Consider the following 2,651-nt stretch of genomic DNA (forward strand, 5'->3'; position numbering starts at 1 on the left):
GAGGGAGGCTTGCGGCCTCCCTGCTTGTGTTCTGCTCATCATCAGCTGGCCAGAAACAGCCGGTAGGCGGGGTCGTCGCTCACCTCTTTCCAGCCGTAACCAATCTCGCGCAGGTAGTCGTGGAAGGCTGCCACGTCTTCGTCTGGCAGCTCAAAGGCACACAACACACGGCCATAGTCAGCGCCGTGGTTGCGGTAGTGGAACAGGCTGATGTTCCAGCGACAACCGAGGGTCTCGAGAAAACGCATCAGGGCGCCCGGTTGCTCCGGAAACTTGAAACTGTAGAGACGTTCACCGAGGGGCCGGGCCGGGCGGCCGCCAATCATGTAGCGCACGTGGTTCTTGGCGAGCTCGCTCTCGGTCATATTAACCACCGGATAGCCATTGCCGCCGAGCTGATCGATGATCTGGCCCAGCTCCTCGTCGCCGCCGGTGAGGCGCACCGAGACAAACAGCGAAGCTTGGGCCGCATCCGAGTAGCGGTAGTTGAACTCGGTCACCATGCGGGGCCCAAGCTGACGGCAGAAGTCGAGGAAAGCCCCCTTGCGCTCGGGAATGGTCACCGCCAGCATGCCCTCGCGCTTCTCGCCAATCTCGCAACGCTCCGACACGTAGCGCAGGCTGTGAAAGTTGACGTTGGCACCCGATAGAATGGCCGCCATCCGGCCGCCTTTGACCTGCTCCCGCTCGCTGTAGGCTTTCAACCCCGCCAGCGACAGGGCGCCCGAGGGTTCGGCGATGGCGCGGCAGTCATCGAAGATGTCTTTCAGTGCGGCGCAGATCTGGTCATTGGAGACGGTCACCACCTCGTCCAGATACTGGTTGCAGAGGCGAAACGTCTCCTCGCCGATGCGCCTGACCGCCACCCCGTCAGCAAACAGCGAGACCCGCTCCAGATTGACCGGCTCGCCCGCCGCCATGGCCGCCTTGAGGCAGGCAGAGCCCTCCGCCTCCACCCCAATCACCTTCACATCCGGCAGCAGCTGCTTGATGTAGACCGCCACCCCGGCGGCCAGACCGCCGCCGCCCACCGGCACGAAGACGTGGGTGAGGTGAATGTCCTGATCCAGCAGCTCCTTGCCGATGGTGCCCTGCCCGGCGATCACCTCGACGTCGTCAAACGGCGGTATCAGGGTGTAGCCCTCCAGTTCGGCGAGACGGCGGCTCTCGCCGTAAGCCTCGTCGAAGCTGTTGCCAAACAGCATGACGTTGCCACCCTGACGACGCACCGCATCGATCTTGATGTCCGGCGTGGTCTTGGGCATCACTATGATCGCCTTGATGCCAAGCTTGGCCGCCGACAGGGCGACCCCCTGCGCATGGTTACCGGCAGAGGCAGCGATGACACCGTGATCCTTCTGCTCCTGGGTCAGGGTGGCAATCTTGTGGTAGGCGCCACGCAGCTTGAAGGAGTGGACCGGTTGCAGATCCTCCCGCTTCAAACTGACATGGTTGCCGAGCCGCTCGGACAATTTTTTAAGGGTCTGCAATGGTGTCACCCGCGCCGCCTCATAGACGGGGGAGAGCAACACCTTGCGTAGATAATCAGCCGCAGAGACCATTGTTTACTCCTCCAGCTTACTGCGGTCACGCACCGCGCCCTTGTCAGCGCTGGTGGCGAGCATGGCGTAGGCGCGCAGGGCAAAGGAGACCTGACGCTGACGGTCGAGCGGCTTCCAGCCACGGGCTTCCACGGCAACACGGCGGGCGGCCAGCACGCTGTCGGCCACCTCCAGCACCATGCTGCGGGCCGGGATGTTGATGTTGATGATGTCGCCATCCTCCACCAGACCTATGGTGCCGCCGGAGGCAGCCTCCGGCGAGACGTGACCGATGGAGAGACCCGAGGTACCGCCGGAGAAGCGGCCATCGGTGATCAGGGCGCACTGCTTGCCCAATCCCATGGATTTCAGATAAGTGGTGGGATAGAGCATCTCCTGCATGCCGGGGCCCCCTTTGGGCCCTTCGTAGCGGATCACCACGACTTCACCGGCCTTGACGGTACCGTCCAGAATGCCGGCAACCGCCGTGTCCTGGCTCTCGAATACCCGGGCCGGGCCACGGAAGCAGAGGTTCTCGTCATCCACACCGGCCGTTTTTACGATGGCGCCATCAAGCGCCAGGTTGCCGGAGAGCACGGCGAGGCCGCCCTCCTGGCTGTAGGCATTTTCCAGCGAGCGGATGCAGCCTTCGGCGCGATCCACATCCAGCTCGGGCCAACGACAATCCTGGCTGAAGGCCTTGGTGGTGCGGATCCCGGCCGGCCCGGCGCGGTAGAAGTCCACCACCTCCTGGCTCGGCTGGCGGCTGACGTCATATTCGTTGAGCAGTTCGGCCAGGGAACCACCCAGTACGGTGCGGGTATCCCCGTGCACCAGTCCCGCTTTTTCCAGCTGGCCCAGAATCGCCACCACACCACCGGCGCGGTGTACGTCTTCCATATGGTACTTCTGGGTGGAGGGCGCCACCTTGCAGAGCTGGGGCACCTTGCGCGACATGCGATCGATATCGGCCATGGTGAAGTCGACACCCGCCTCCTGCGCCGCCGCCAGCAGGTGCAGCACGGTATTGGTGGAGCCGCCCATGGCGATATCGAGCGCCATGGCGTTCTCGAACGCCGCCTTGGTGGCGATATTGCGCGGCAGGGCGGT

Annotated in this window: 2 protein-coding genes; both read right to left on the minus strand. The window is 63.7% G+C overall.

Annotated elements, in window-relative coordinates; genetic code table 11:
- Nucleotides 1–41: 41 nt before the first annotated feature.
- Nucleotides 42–1,562, minus strand: coding sequence for a threonine ammonia-lyase, biosynthetic (ilvA, locus tag AAC083_RS14590; protein WP_042035892.1), 1,521 nt, complete (start codon nucleotides 1,560–1,562; stop codon nucleotides 42–44).
- A 3-nt stretch (nucleotides 1,563–1,565) separates the two neighbouring features.
- The coding region (locus AAC083_RS23155; RefSeq protein WP_258224704.1) for a dihydroxy-acid dehydratase domain-containing protein at nucleotides 1,566–2,651 on the minus strand (1,086 nt) is incomplete at its 5' end.

It is taken from the genome of Aeromonas sp. HMWF014, from assembly GCF_963878295.1.
Lineage (GTDB): Bacteria > Pseudomonadota > Gammaproteobacteria > Enterobacterales > Aeromonadaceae > Aeromonas > Aeromonas popoffii.

Coding starts and splice junctions, on each gene's coding strand:
- ilvA (WP_042035892.1), bottom strand. CDS start 1,562: ATGGTCTCTGCGGCTGATTATCTACGCAAGGTGTTGCTCTCCCCCGTC.